Annotated in this window: 11 protein-coding genes and 3 tRNA genes; 2 read left to right on the forward strand and 12 right to left on the reverse strand. The window is 42.5% G+C overall.

All coding sequences use genetic code 11. The features are described 5' to 3' along the window. Window positions 1-4: 4 nt before the first annotated feature. The 9 genes from HXT32_RS05735 to HXT32_RS05775 form a co-directional block, all read right to left on the reverse strand. Window positions 5-1,636, reverse strand: coding sequence for an APC family permease (locus tag HXT32_RS05735; protein ID WP_064621619.1), 1,632 nt, complete (start codon window positions 1,634-1,636; stop codon window positions 5-7). A 290-nt stretch (window positions 1,637-1,926) separates the two neighbouring features. Beyond that, window positions 1,927-3,198 carry an FAD-binding protein gene (locus tag HXT32_RS05740; protein ID WP_004109738.1) on the reverse strand — a complete coding sequence of 424 codons (1,272 nt, stop codon included), beginning with the start codon at window positions 3,196-3,198 and terminating at the stop codon, window positions 1,927-1,929. Between the two features lie 124 nt (window positions 3,199-3,322). Next, window positions 3,323-3,493, reverse strand: a complete 171-nt coding sequence (gene rpmG, locus HXT32_RS05745) for a 50S ribosomal protein L33 (RefSeq protein ID WP_004105548.1) — start codon at window positions 3,491-3,493, stop codon at window positions 3,323-3,325. A gap of 53 nt (window positions 3,494-3,546) precedes the next feature. Then, window positions 3,547-3,620 (reverse strand) — tRNA-Met (locus tag HXT32_RS05750). Window positions 3,621-3,624: 4 nt separating this feature from the next. Beyond that, window positions 3,625-3,696, reverse strand: a tRNA-Thr gene (locus HXT32_RS05755). A 1-nt stretch (window position 3,697) separates the two neighbouring features. Next, window positions 3,698-3,779 (reverse strand) — tRNA-Tyr (locus HXT32_RS05760). 110 nt (window positions 3,780-3,889) lie between these two features. Then, a complete protein-coding gene (hisC, locus tag HXT32_RS05765; RefSeq protein ID WP_076002616.1) occupies window positions 3,890-4,987 on the reverse strand; it encodes a histidinol-phosphate transaminase in 1,098 nt (365 codons plus the stop codon). 193 nt (window positions 4,988-5,180) lie between these two features. Continuing rightward, window positions 5,181-5,474, reverse strand: a complete 294-nt coding sequence (gene groES, locus HXT32_RS05770; protein WP_004114319.1) for a co-chaperone GroES — start codon at window positions 5,472-5,474, stop codon at window positions 5,181-5,183. Between the two features lie 172 nt (window positions 5,475-5,646). Beyond that, on the reverse strand, window positions 5,647-6,729 hold the full coding sequence (locus tag HXT32_RS05775; RefSeq protein ID WP_102703340.1) for a hypothetical protein: 1,083 nt from the start codon (window positions 6,727-6,729) through the stop codon (window positions 5,647-5,649). Window positions 6,730-7,038: 309 nt separating this feature from the next. Between HXT32_RS05775 and HXT32_RS05780 the strand changes: the two genes are divergently transcribed. Both HXT32_RS05780 and HXT32_RS05785 read left to right on the forward strand, forming a co-directional pair. Further along, complete coding sequence (locus HXT32_RS05780) at window positions 7,039-7,215, forward strand: FmdB family zinc ribbon protein (RefSeq protein ID WP_004574103.1); 177 nt, start codon at window positions 7,039-7,041, stop codon at window positions 7,213-7,215. A gap of 112 nt (window positions 7,216-7,327) precedes the next feature. Further along, complete coding sequence (locus HXT32_RS05785; protein ID WP_102703339.1) at window positions 7,328-8,107, forward strand: hypothetical protein; 780 nt, start codon at window positions 7,328-7,330, stop codon at window positions 8,105-8,107. Between the two features lie 131 nt (window positions 8,108-8,238). Here the strand turns inward: HXT32_RS05785 and HXT32_RS05790 are convergent, their stop codons facing one another. Genes HXT32_RS05790 through HXT32_RS05800 form a run of 3 tightly spaced genes read right to left on the reverse strand, consistent with a single transcriptional unit; the run spans window position 8,239 to window position 13,531 of the window. Next, window positions 8,239-8,442 (reverse strand): hypothetical protein, encoded by a 204-nt coding sequence (locus tag HXT32_RS05790; protein ID WP_004109746.1) that lies wholly within the window; start codon window positions 8,440-8,442, stop codon window positions 8,239-8,241. Then, a complete protein-coding gene (locus tag HXT32_RS05795; protein WP_116440338.1) occupies window positions 8,439-12,197 on the reverse strand; it encodes a helicase in 3,759 nt (1,252 codons plus the stop codon). Before HXT32_RS05795 ends, HXT32_RS05790 begins: the two co-directional genes overlap by 4 nt. Before the next feature lie 17 nt (window positions 12,198-12,214). After that, complete coding sequence (locus HXT32_RS05800) at window positions 12,215-13,531, reverse strand: FHA domain-containing protein (protein WP_288231015.1); 1,317 nt, start codon at window positions 13,529-13,531, stop codon at window positions 12,215-12,217. Window positions 13,532-14,079 lie beyond the last annotated feature (548 nt).

The raw sequence follows: 14,079 nt of genomic DNA on the forward strand, positions 1-14,079 counted from the left end.
TTTATTAATTTTGACTATCTTGCGAGGCTGCAGCAGTCGCCTCAGCTTGAGCTTCTGCACGAGCCTGCTCCTCTGTTTCTCCTTCAGCTACCTTCTCTGCAGCAGCAGCATCTTGAGCAAACAAAGTTTCAACCGGAACACCGAGCTGCTTAGCTTTACGTAACTGCCTGCCAAGCAAAGAATTGCGGTAAGAGTAGCCGAAGTATACCGCAAAGCCTATTGCCAGCCACACTGCAAAACGAATCCAAGTCAATACAGACAAGTTAAGCATGAGCCAGAATGTAGAAAGTGCTGCAAACAGCGGAAGCCATGGATTGCCAGGAACGCTAAATGAACGGTGCAAATCTGGTCTGCGCATACGCATAATCGGCACACCAGCAGAAACAAGCAGGAATGCAGAAAGCGTACCAATGTTCACCATGTCGGAAAGAATGCCAATATCGAGAGTGGAAGCAACGACTGCCACGACAATACCAGCAACAATCTGAAGTCTTGCAGGAATACCACGCTTGCTTACCTTAGAGAAGCTACGTGGAAGCAAGCCATCGCGGCTCACAGCGAAGATAATGCGCGTAAGACCGAGCAAAAGCACCATCACAACGGTTGTTAAACCAATAACAATACCGAGGGAAATAATCTTTGCAGCCCAAGTAGCACCCACAAGTTCGAAACTTGTAGAAAGCGAAGGAGCGGCTTGCTTTGCCAAATCCTTGTAGGAAACCATACCAGTTGTTACAACTGCGACGAGGATGTAAAGAACAGTAACAATAAACAATCCAAGACCAATACCTCGTGGAATGTTCTTGTGCGGATCCTTAGTTTCTTCTGCTGTTGTTGCAACAACATCAAAACCGATGAATGCGAAGAACACGAGAGCCGCGCCGGAAAGAATACCTGGAACGCCATAAACAGCTGGCTGCATGCCTGTTACCCACTGCCACAAAGGCTGTGCCATAACCCCAGAGACTTCTATTCCCTTTACACTTGCAGCGTCGGTTGCAGGTGGCACAAATGGCGTAAAGTTGGAAGCTTTAATGTAGAAGAAGCCCACAACAACCACGAATAGAACGATACCAATCTTCAAGATTGTTAAAGCGCCGTCGAAGCGTGCAGAAAGCTTAGTTCCAAGGACAAGCATAGTTGTAAAGAATGCAACGATTATAATCGGAGCAACATCAATAGTGAAACCACCTAAGTTAAAACTTGTGGTCATATTCAAACCGAAAAGCTTCATTAAATCGTTAAGATAAACGCCCCAATACTTTGAAATTACTGAGCCAGCCATCAGCATTTCTAGGATCATATCCCAGCCAATAATCCAAGCAATAAGCTCACCAACTGTAGTATATGTAAACGTATAAGCAGATCCAGCAACTGGAATCATAGAAGCAAATTCTGCGTAACACATTGCAGCAGAACCGCATACAATGCCTGCAATAATAAAGCTAATAATTACAGCAGGACCAGCATGAAATGCTGCAGCCTGAGCGCCAACAGAGAAAATACCGGCACCAACAGCGACAGCAACACCCATAACTGCCAAATCCCAAGCATTTAATGTACGTTTAAGATGGCGTTCACCATCCATAGTCTCAGCGATAGTCTGTTCAACAGACTTTTTTCTCCATATTTGCATAATAAACGCACTTTCGTTGAGGTATAGGTATAAAGGTATGCCGCAATCAGAAGCGCATCGACAAATTTGCGAAACAGTTGCGACTTCACCTATATAAAATTTCTACTTAATTTTCTTTATTTATTCCTGTAAATGTAATTAAATAAAAAATTTATATAGATAATGTAGGTAAATATTACACAAAACATTGCTTACACGGTAGTTTTACCGTGTGTTCCTTTATTATTTGTGAAAATTTAAATAATAAACTTATATATTACTGCATAAAACGCATCATATTCGTAAAATTTTCAGTTTATAGAAATATTTATTACAACAGGTTCAGGAATAAGCGTTACACCAAACTTACTTTGCACACCACGGATAATAGTTTTTGCCAAATTTGCAATATCGTCACAAGAAGCATTATTACGATTGGTAAGTGCCAAAGTATGCAATGAAGAAAGCCCCGCAGGCGAAGGTTTCCCATTTTCTATAAGCCTAAAACCCTTATGGAATCCAGCATGGTCAATAAGCCAAGCTGCAGAAGTTTTTATACCATGCGATCCATCTTGCATAATTGCATCAAATTTAGGAGCATCTTCTGGCAAAGTATCGGCTTCACTAGTACTAAGTATTGGATTCATAAAGAAACTACCGCAACTATGACGATCACTGTAAATATTATCGCTCTCTAAAAATTCGCCAGTAACATAGTCTTCACTTTGCAATCGCAAAGCAAATTCAACACCTTCAGCACACTTTGTACCACGCATCCACAGCTTATCGTAACGAGAAGCATCCTCAAGCATGCCTTTAGAGGCACGAACGCGCAAAACTTCACGACGTATTGCTGCTGTTTGCATGCGCTCACCCAATTCTACGTGCAAAGCATTAGCTAATTGCGAATGAGAGACAATGCCGGTTGAATTATGTTTCAAACAAAAAGTAACAGACAGCACAACGTAACGAGGAGTAGGAAAATACGAGTCCGCAGGAACTCCTACTGAAGAGTACATGCTTTTTTTAAGCAATGAAGTGCGATACCCAAAATTTAAAGCATCCTTCTGCAACTCCATAGTTGATTTTGTTTTGCGGTCCCAGACTTCTACGGAAGTAACACTTTGAGATACTTCTTGACCATAAGCGCCAATATTTTGCACAACAGAAGCCCCAACAGTGCCAGGTATGCCAGAAAGACCTTCTACACCCTCTAAGCCAAGAGAAATTGTATGGGAAACAAAATCATCCCAATTACAACCAGCTTCAGCATTGATATGCACTAAATGAGCACCACTTTGCAAATCAATGCCATCTTCTGAAGGTGCTGCTTCATCAAGCACATGAATATCACGTCTAGCATCTCGCACAACAACGCCATTGAAGTTCTCATCGCTAACAAGCATATTAGAGCCGCCACCGATAACGCATAAAGGCAGACCAAGCTCATCAGCATCTTCTACCGCTTCAATAACAGCAACGCGACTTTTTGGCTCTATAAAACGCGCAATTTTGCCACCTACGCCAACAGTTGTTATATCTGCAAAGGATGGATTATTTACTAAAGATGCTTGCATACTCATGGTTTAAATATTAACAGCAATAAATAACAAAAACCCCGCATTAAGCGGGGTAATAAGCATAAAATCTGCGCAACTAGCAATAAGCTTAAACAAGCCAAAATCGTGAGCGCAGTAAGCTGAAGATTCAGCGAGTCTCGCGATGAAGCGTATGCTTGCCGCAGCGTGGGCAGAACTTGTTCAACTCAAGACGATCAGGCGTATTGCGACGATTCTTCGTCGTGATGTAATTACGCTCTTTGCACTCCGTGCATGCCATCGTAATGCCCGGACGGATGTCGGCGCTCTTGCTTGCCATTTCGTTCACCTCTACAATTCATTATTGGCCAGCCAGTCTCCTACTGGCCGTTGTAGCGAGGAAGAGACTCGAACTCTTGACCTTACGATTATGAGTCGTACGCTCTAGCCAGCTGAGCTACCCCGCCAGAGAGCCTCGAGTGAGAATCGGACTCACGACCTCTTCCTTACCAAGGAAGTGCTCTACCACTGAGCTATCGAGGCGTGGCGGGTAGTGGATTCGAACCACTGAAGCACGAAGCGGCTGATTTACAGTCAGCTCCCTTTGACCACTTGGGAAACCCGCCAGCAGTCTCCGTAAGAAGTGAACTTCAAACGGCAACTTTGTTATTTTGCCACGAAATCGCGACTAATGCAAGATTAAGACACGCCGAAAGCAAAACTTTTATGCAAAAAGCTAGTTATTTAGCGAAAAACCTTCTTTTTTTAAATTTTCGCAAACTGTCAAAACCCTGTCATTAGCCTCGCGCTCGCCGATACTAATGCGAATACCTTCACCAGCAAAAGCGCGAACAGACAATCCTGCAGCAATAAAATGTTCTGTTGCACGCTCGGTATCTGCCCCAAATGGCATCCAGAAGAAGTTTGCATACGCATCTTCAATATTCCAACCTTGCTCGCGCAAAGCTTCAAGAATGCGCTCACGCTCAGCAACAAGAGATGCAACACGAGTACTCATCTCCTTGCTTGCGTCATCTTCCAAAGAAGCCAAAGCTGCGACCTGCGCTATTTGAGACACTCCAAATGGCACAGCAACTTTACGCATACCGTCTACGACTTCAGCCGGAGCAATACCATAACCAATGCGCAAACCTGCCAATCCATAAGCCTTGGAGAACGTTTGAGCAACAACTACATTTGGATACTCATGGTACAGTTTTATACCATTTGCAGTGCCTTTTGCTGTGTTAAACTGCACATAAGCTTCGTCAATAAGTACAAGAACGTCGCTTGGCACAGCATCTAATACCTTGCGAGCTTCCTCCTCGCTAAGTGAAGCAGAAGTTGGATTATTAGGATTATTCAAAATAACCAAACGCGTGCGATCGCTAATAGCTGCAATCATAGCGTCAACATCATGGGAACCATCAGCACGGTTAGGAATCTGAACGCTTGTAGCACCAGCTCCAGTCACAATAATCGGATAAGCTTCAAAGCTTCTCCAAGGGTATATGACCTCATCTCCCGGACCTGCAACCAAGTCAACAAGCTGCGTAATAACTTCCGTAGAGCCGCAACCAAGCACGACTTCGTCTGCAGTCACACCAAAACGCTTAGCAAGTTCTTCAACAACTTCTGTGCCACGCATATTAGGATAACGGTTTATTACATTAAGAGCGCGATTTGAGATCGCTTCTTTTACGCTTTGCAAAGGCTCATAAGGATTTTCGTTACTAGAAATCTTATACGCACGAATGCCGTCTAATTTAGGAGCTGGCTTACCCTGCTTGTAGCTAGGAATTGTATCTACAATATTGCGGTGTTTGTATGTCATACTTCTCCATCATACTCCACACATGCCTTAACTGTGCAATAGCAAAAATCCGACCAAAACCTTACAACCGCGTAAAGTTTCTGCCGCCTATCTAAATATTCCACAGACATTCTTACGTACCGCAATAAAAAACGCTGGGAACAACGTTTCCGTCATTTCCAGCGTAAGTTTTATTGTTTCAACCGGCTAAATACTAGCCAAGAATTGCAAGCACATCGCGAGAAGACACGATTAAGTAGTCCTCACCTTCATAATGCACTTCAGTTCCGCCGTACTTGGAATAAAGAACCTTGTCTCCAACCTTAACATCCATAGGAATGCGCTCGCCCTTATCGTCGCGACGACCAGGACCTACGGCAAGAACTTCACCCTGCTGTGGCTTCTCCTTGGCATTATCTGGAATATACAAGCCAGAAGCAGTCTGAGTTTCCGCTTGAGCTTGCTTAACAATAATCTTATCCTCCAACGGTGTGAGCTTAATCGACACTGTTGCCACCCCTTTCATAAGAGATACTATTTCGTACGCAAGAAACAATCCGACGAGGCTGACGATCACGTCCGCAACCGCACTTACGTTCTATGCCTCATAATACCGCGAATTTAGCACTCTAACAACTCGAGTGCTAATCTTTTAAGAAAATTTTTATAAAACTCTTAAATCATGCATTTCGACGAGCAAGAACATCATGCAAATTTGCCACGCCGAGTGAGTCTTCAGAACTCTCTGGAGCATCCACTTCGCTTACTTTTTCTTTTTCGTGGAACTGAGAAGAGTTTGTAGCAGCAAAATTAGCAGCGTCATCGGCATTATCAACATTAGCAACTGGTACAGCTTTAACTACTTGCTTAGTTGACTTAATTTCCAAACTTTCTGGAGTACGAGATGCTAAATTAGCATTACCTGAATCAGACTTAGTTTGTGAATCAAGCGAGAACGAAATTAAATCTTGATTAGACTGATAGTTTTGCTCCGAAGCCACAAAAGCGTTAGAAGAATCGTATGCGTCTTTCTTTTCCGTCTCAACGATATTAGACTCTTTAGATTCAGATTCTTCTTTATACAAACGCTCACGCAACGCTGCATTGCGCTCTTGCTCCGCACGATGTAACGCAACACGAATTTCGCTCTGCTCCATAACCGAAGTTTCAGTATTGTCACGAGACGCATCATTTCGAACAGGCACTACAGTCTGAGATACAGAATATTCAGCACTGTCGTTTTGAGAAATCGCATCACTACTGTTGATTTCTCCATTAAAATCAGAATCAGATGCAGAAGAATAATCTTTCAACTGGCGTATAACAGCACTATTGTGGCGTTCGCACAGCTCATCCTCAGCTTTGCATTTCGAAGCAGCGCGCATTGTTGCAATACGCGCCTCCCAAGCACGAGCATGCTTAGAAGCACGAGCTCCAAAATAAAGCACTACTGCCAATATAGCTCCAGGAATAAGAGCAAAAACTGGAGAAAATATACCAGAGCATCCTGCTAAGAATACGACAAAAGTCAAGGCAGCAAGCGCAACTACCAACACACAACGACGGCGTATTGCAGCACGCCTAGCAGCGCGAATGCGCGCAATATATTCAGGAGTTAATGTTCGTTTTTGTTGTGTCGGTTGCATACAAGCCCCTTTTGCCAACATACTAGTACCGTCGCAAATGCGCGCAGTACTCCACTCACCTACAAGATGAAGTGTTGGTGAAAACCTATCCTCGCGATGTTCAAGCATAGACTTCATGCCGTTAACCGTGCGTTTAGGCAACCACCCGAACCATAAGGCTACGAGGATGACTAATACGAGTACCGCACTCACCGATTCATAACCCATAAGTATTAATATAAAGAAGTCATAGGATGTGTAGCAACATAAACATTTCGGCGTGTCGCCAAAATGTGGGATTATTGCGCGCGACATCACACAATATGCTGTGCCGCAATCATTCACTAAGCAAATTTAACACCTATAATAACTGTCATAGTATGTACTAGGATATGTGAAGGAACAGTAAGCTGCTACTTATGTGCTCGTGTAACTTCGGAGGGACTTTTGCCTACTTATCATTATCGTTGCAAGCAATGCGGATACGATTTTTCAGAACATCAATCATTTTCAGATGACCCTATTACCATTTGCCCTCAGTGCGGAAAAGATGCAGTGCACAAAGTGTACTCTGCTCCTCCAATCAACTTTAAAGGCAAAGGCTTTTATCGAACCGATAAATGATTTTGTAAAATTATAAATATTAATTATTGTTTAAATATTGCGCGCTAATAGGTTTTATCCACAGCGCGCAATTTTTCTTGCTCTTGCATTTTTTATATTTCAAAATGCAGGTATGAGCATAAATTTTTCTTTATTTAAATCTCAAAATAACGCAAAAAATAGTGCGTTATTGCAGCGAAGGCAACGCGCTTTCGTGCGGAAAATCATTATTGTGCTATGTGCTGGAATGATGGCTTTACTCGTTGTGTCAACTATTATTGACTCACAAGAAACTCAAGTTATAGCAGTAGCTAAACACAATATTCAGCAAGGTTCACGCGTTAGCGTAAACGATATTGCATACGTTCGAGTGCCTAAACATAAAGTATTTAATCAAGCGCTATCTAATAATATAAGCGCGAATGCTTCTATTATTGCAACATGCGAAATACGTAAAGGCATGCCAATTTTGCAAACACTATTGAGTAAAATTCCGCGCATTCCAGAAGGATTCACTTCTATTACCATTCATTTAGCTAGTGCAGATCACACACTGCTTCCTGGCGAAAAAATTGATCTAGCTTTTAGCAAGCCGGTACAAGATGAAGAAATTTCTAACTCTAAAAATGCAGAAAGTCACAACAACGAAAAATCTAAAAGCAGCACTATAGAAAATAACGATAAAAACAAAAACCACGATATTGAAGAAAACAATATTGCAGAAATTGACGAACGCTATGTTAGCGTAGTTCATAATGTTACGGTAATGCAAATAACTCAAAGCACCCAAGTTTCACAAAATCAGCAAAATACTACCACTCTTGCTATGCCTGCTGCAGATGCGTTGCGATTATTACAAGCTCAGTCTGCAAACCCCTCTTTGGCAATTGTTGCCATGAAATTGTCACAATGAGATTGCCGTCATGGAATACGTACACGATTAGTAGAAATCAGCGGTAATTATTAGCAATTAGCGATAATGACCAGTCAGCAACAAGCAGCAACAAGAATAAATCATTCTGCTACTTCTCGCGTATTTCAAGCTCAACTAATACGCTCGGAAAACACCGCCCAGTGAGGCGGCAATTCGCTTAAAATACGATTATCGTCGTCTTGATTACGCTGTTGCAAAGTAAGCTCGTCAGAAGGCTCGAGTTTAACGCCATCTGCATCAAAAAGCTCCGAGCCTTCACGAACAACCCTAACTGACCTGCGGGGAGATCTTCTATTGGGATCGTATTTACTCATTCGTTGTCACCATACAATTCCCCGAGACGAGAAACAACACGGTCAACCTCTTTTTCAGGATTGACAAAAGCTCCAACGCTCCACACTGTCATAACTGACCAGCCCAAGGATTCCAAATCCTGAATAATCATGCGATGACGTTCACGAGTTGATTGCACGCTCATAAATTGCGCATCATCCGTAAGCACAGCAACAGCAAATGACTTGTCCGCAAGTCCAACTACTAGAGGAATTCTAACGCCATTATCGAAGCCATAGTTGACTGCAACTTTTAATCCACGCGAGCGAATACGCTCAGCTAAATCAGTAAATAGCACATTTCTTTGTGCAGCTTCTGCAGCAATTTGCGCTTCAACATCGTTGGCATCTTCTGGACGAAGCGGCTTATCACTTAACTTCTCAGCCCATTGCAAAAGGTTCTTCAAAAGCTTTGGACCATCTTGGTGCAAACGCTCATCTTCCATATCTTTAGATGTAAACGCACTAACAATATCTAGATGACGACGAGCTAGAGCCAAAGCGTCAAGAAGCATACTGCTTCCACCTTCTTCTTCAAGCAATCCAAACTGCTGAAGAAGTCTGCCATGAGATGTTTTTGCATAGCAAAGCGACATAATTACATCTGTTGCTATTGCTCCAGAAGCTTCATTAACGCCCAAAAGTCTCACATGTCGCAAGAATCTAGCCATGTTTTCGTCTTTAATAGACAAAGACTTCAATTCTGCTCCTAAACGACTGCGGAACACGTTTGTCAACGTAACTACGACAAGCACATAGCTTGAAGGAACAACCGTAAACGTATTCGCACGCTGACGAATAAGCTCAACTACTTCATCAATTTCACGCTGGCTGCTTTCAATAAGCCCAGAAGACATTACTGGAACTCCAGTTGCTTCAATTTGATGCAAACGAACTTTACCTTGCAAACGTTCAACAGGAACGTCATGACGCAACTTTCCGTAACCATGTTCTTCCAAGAATCGCGCTAAACGAAGCGAGCGCCTTGTTGCTCTAGAAACTACTGTTACAGATGGTAGTAATGAAATAAGCGAACGCAAACTTTCAGAACTTACTGTTTGCTTATGCGCTAAAACTACTACTTGACGAGCACGAGACAAAATAGATAGCAACTCAATATTTGATATATGAGATGCTGAATCAATTATTACAGTATCTGCAATAGGTCTCAACGGAGTCATCATAGTAAGAGTAGATGGCATAGCTACAAGTATTGGTTTCGCAGCCAACACAAGTTCCGCATAATTGCGCAATAATTTATTAAAAGTAATTCCAGAACGGTTTCCTGCAAGCATAGTATGTAACTGATTAGCTTCTTGCGTGTGCGAGAACAATAAATCGCACAAATGCCTCATAGCTTCTTGCTGAACCATTGGACCGATTGAACGCACATGTTCTGTATCAACTTGCACGAATCGATCAGAGACATCTTGCATTGCGGAGCCATCTTGGTGAGAAATAATTGCAGAAGAATTAACGATATCTTCAAAAACAGTAGTCCACCAAGCCAATTGCAACTCACCGTCAATTGCATTACCTGTAACGTTGCGACGACGCAAATCGCTAACTAAATCAGATAAGCCCGCTTTGCTGAACTCACGCTCCAAATTGCAACGACCAGGGAGAGTATCTAGAGATGCTCTGTCGTCATGCAAATCTTGCAAACGAGCTTCAAGCTGCGCAAATTCAATATTTTCAAGATCTGCGCCCTTAAGAGTTGTTGCTAACACTGCATCAAGAGCAACTAAATGCCTTGCTAATAATTCTTGAGTATTTACAATATCATCCAATTTTGGCGGCAAAACAGGCCATCCGCCGTGAGGCACGAAAGTACGCCACTGAGCTGCTTGCTGCGCAACAATCTTTAATGCCTCATGCAAATCATCGACTTTAGCTCCAACTCTTAGCAAGCTGCGCGCTTCTCGAACATGATGTCTACGTTCCCAGAAGCCCATAATTGTGCCTTCGGCTTTACGCTGAACTTTCGGCTTACTCGCTTCAATCATTGCATCTAAATCGCGCTCAAAAATTTCAGGCTGGAATACGTCAAGTACACGTCGCAAATTTTTGAGAACTGTAACTTGACGACTCCACTCACGAGCTGTTGTTGGCACAGGGAAACCACAGCTTTGCACAGTGCTTTTAACTTGTTCTCGAGTTGCTGGAAGAAGCTTAAGAAGCACGTCTACAACACGCTGATATACAGATATAGCTTCATTTTCGTCAAATATCGACGCGCCAAACCAAGGAGTATCTTCAGGATTTATCCTAAACTCTCCAAGCTCATCGGCTTGGTGGAATTTTTTCGACCACTCTTCAATATGACCGGTCATGGCGTGCGCTGCGGAAACATCCAAACGCACATGCGTAGACGGATGGGTTGGAAACATTGCAATTGCTGCAAGATTCTGGATTGTTTGATATGCAGATACTCCCCAAGTTTCGTTGATACCATGAAGATCGCCTAAATAACGAGTAAGGCGAGAACGCACTCCAACCAACTCATCTGCAACCTGCTCAAATCGTGAAGTCGCAATACTATGTCTAGCACCAACTGCTGCAATCAACTGCGCATCGACATGCTTAGCAATATGACCATCCGCAACGTCTAATGCTAATGAGGAAATTTCATGCGTATTCAACGTGTAACGGAAACGCCTCTGCTGCTCAACAACATTAGGCACATACAACACAGAATGTCCTGCAATCACAGAACGAGAAGCAATCGCAGCAGCAATCGCAGCTGAATCTGAGCCCGAATCAATATCCACGAACAGAGAATTTCCAGAAGCAACAAGCTCCGCTGCATAACGCACAACGTTATCTACTTCACCAACTTCGCATTCGCTATGAGGATCTGCGTCGAAAGGACTATATTCTAGCTTATTTGCAGACTGAAGCTTATGAATAGCTCGATCATCGCCAGCCATAGCGTCAATCATCGCATTCCCAACATTGCCAGATTGCAAAGCGTTAATAATTTGTTCACTTTCTGCTACAAAACGCGAACCAGCATCTGTAAAGCAGCCAAGTATAATATCGCGCTCAATATCAAAATCTGTAAAAGCTGAGCGAGCTTGCTTACAAATAGCATCAAACACTACAGAAGTTTCTGGCGTTCCACTTTCATATTGAGATCCGTCGAATAAAACATCTTCCCTAAGTTGAACACCACGCTCACTTAAACGCGACACAAGCGAATTGTTCAGCCCAACACTTCCAGAGAAATAAATAGTGGCGGAGGTCTCATCTTGATTAGTGTCACGAACAACTTTCACAGGATACGTAAGAACAGGCACATGGTTGCCATTCCACGATGCAACACCAACTATTAAAGAAAGTTCGGAAACGCCACTTTCGTGTGCTTTTGCGTCTCTATCTTCAAAAACTCGATCTAGCCTTCGCCCAGCAGCCCGCAACATTCCAGCGTCTCGGAATAAAGATTTTAACGTTACTTTTCCGCTTGCAAAAAGTTGCGCAATTCCGGAAGGATGAGCATGCGTCAACTCTAATTGTGCAGCAAGTTGCGTTATATCTTCTAGTGGAGAAGGAGATAGCTGAGCCTGATATTGCTGCTTCCACCCAACTATATGTTGTAAAGCGTTAGTACGAGCGCTGTTGGTATTGTTAGAGCCAGATTTTTCTAAAGAATCATCTTCTGACGTAGTATTTTCAACTACTGTATCAGTAAAAACTTGCTCTGACGAATCCTGCTCCACGTTGTTTGTATCACTCATATTCCCACCCTACTTGCTTACTGTTCAATAGCTTTGCGATATGCACTATAACCGCTGTTTCTAGCTAGTGCAGCATCTACTTCAGAATTACCTTGAGCTGCGAGCCACGCGTATAAGTCATCATATAACCCAGTGTTTGCAGCCAAAAACGGAAGCAACTGCGAATATTGCGCCATCTCAAATTGCTTTGAAAAATCACTACTTTCTTCAGCTTCTTTTGACGTAAATCCGCCGGCTTCCACTACATTTTCTTGAGAGTCAAATTCGCCTTTTGACACTTTTTCAAACACGGAGCCTGGCTCAAATGCAGGTGTGTACTCCGCATCAGAATTGTTAATATCGAGATTATTAGAGTCGAGATTTGTAGAGCCAAAACTGTTAATATCGAGATTATTAGAACCTGTATTTACACTATTAAAAGCTGAAGTATTGGCAATATTTTCAGCAAAAGTTTCAGTTGAATTTAATGGAGATACTGGAAATTCTTGAGAACTTTCGTTTTGCAATACATCTGTTTCCGAATTAACTGGCGTAACCGGAGAAACCTGAGCAACTGAATCAGCTTGATCAACTGCAGAAACCGAAGAAATCACAGAATCTTGTTGTGAAGGTTCTTCTTTAGTTGAACTTTCTTGCTGAATCGCTTGCGCATCTGCAAATAAATTACGCGGCTCTACAGGAACCTCCTGCTGTTCTCGCATAACAGGCAAAGTTACATCATGATTGATTGGAGCAACATCTGTTTGCGAATCATCATTGAGCTGAGTATGATTCTGCATGCCTTGTTTCCAAGACAATCCAGGATGCGAAACTGATTGAGCATGGAAAACACCTGTTGGCTCACCAGCGCGCAAATCAAGAATTTGATCTACTGATAAATCTGAAGCTGCAGGCTCATCATGCGATTCATCTGTAGCATAAGAGAACAGATTACGCACTGCGTTATCTTTTTCAACTTCAGCAGATTCTTCTTCTACACGCACAAAATCAACAGGAACATCACCGAATTGCATGCGCATTAAGTTATCTGGAAGCTGAAAATCAACATCAGGCTCTAGACGCAGCAAATCACCATTTGCGCTGACTAAATATGTACCGTTAGTTGAATGCAAATCTCGTATTGTTGCCACGCCTCGCATGTCTACAATTAGCAGCGCATGCCTCTTTGACATAGAACGTTTATTATCCACTATGTCGACGCGCGCGAAACCATCTTCACGCAACGGGCGTATAGGCTTTCGACCAATCTCTACAGACTGACCTGCACCCACACGTGCCTGCTCGACACCACCAACTGTAATCATCCAGCGCTGCACGGTTTGTCGCTCACTCACGTGATCTGCTCCCTTCAAAAAACACACTACTTACTATTGTGTCATGCTTTGTGTATATTGCGCTAGTATTTGTTGATTTTAAGCATAAAAATATCACATATTCATATTTGAAGATTTTACAAGAAAATTTATAAGGAATTTTACTAGAACTTTTGCAAAGAATTTTATTTGCAATAATTTTTAAAATCTTTATGCAAATGGAAATAACAAAAGGCTCGGAAGAAACTTCCGAGCCTCGAAACTTGCGATATTACCAACCGTCCCTAGCGGAAAGCAACAACGCAAAGTGCTCAGCATTAATCGGTTAACGAAGCCTGAATCAATAGTAAAAAAGGAAATTTGGCAAACCATATCAACAAGCAAACGCAAACCAATTAATTGCTGTATAAAACTAAAAGATCTACACAGCGTGCAGAGCACAAAATTTTTTACAAAAGCACTTAGTCTAGCGCACCTTTCAGCACACTAGACTAAGTAATTCACAGTAAAACCGACTCAACGATCAACCAATAAGCTAAAGCCCAAATGATTCATCACTGAATCAGATT

Origin of the sequence: Gardnerella sp. DNF00747, from assembly GCF_049262675.1 — a bacterium.
In the GTDB taxonomy this organism is placed as follows: Bacteria; Actinomycetota; Actinomycetes; order Actinomycetales; family Bifidobacteriaceae; genus Bifidobacterium; species Bifidobacterium swidsinskii.